A 503-nucleotide genomic window follows, 5' to 3' on the forward strand; every position below is an offset into this window, starting at 1 on the left:
CTCTTCGGATGATAGATCACTTGGGCTTTTAACGTATGTTTCTTCTTTTTACCACTGTAGAACTTACTCTGATTTTTTTTTCGGGCGTTCTATTAAACATTCTGTCGCATCAATAATTACCCAGTTAAATTGTTCGTCTGCTGTGGTAATGCTTCGTTTTGGCAGGGTAAAACGTCTTGATTTCATTAATGCATCTTCAACCTTTTTAATAGTTCGATTCACATTACTTTCAGCGATATGGTAATTTGCCGCCAATTCCAATTGGGTGTTGTAGCTCCGTAAGTAATTGAGTGTTAATAATAATTGATCCTCTATAGCTAAAGTATGAGGACGCCCTAATTTCTTTTTAAGTGATTCTGCTTCTTTTAAAACTTCGACCATTTCACTAAAAACTGCTCGAGGTACACCAACCAAGCGCTGGAATTCAGAATCTGAAAAACGATTTAATTTCTGATATTTCATGAAATCTATATTGAGGCAGTTTTTACTTTCGCAAGAGGTCT

The 503-nt window shown here is 35.8% G+C and carries 1 pseudogene; it reads right to left on the reverse strand.

Going from position 1 to position 503, the window contains the following annotated elements:
- Positions 1-462: pseudogene (locus ACEWB7_RS17480) on the reverse strand (transposase family protein); the annotation flags it as partial.
- Positions 463-503: the final 41 nt, after the last annotated feature.

This window comes from Acinetobacter sp. NIOH-H-8 (genome assembly GCF_046635365.1).
Lineage (GTDB): Bacteria > Pseudomonadota > Gammaproteobacteria > Pseudomonadales > Moraxellaceae > Acinetobacter.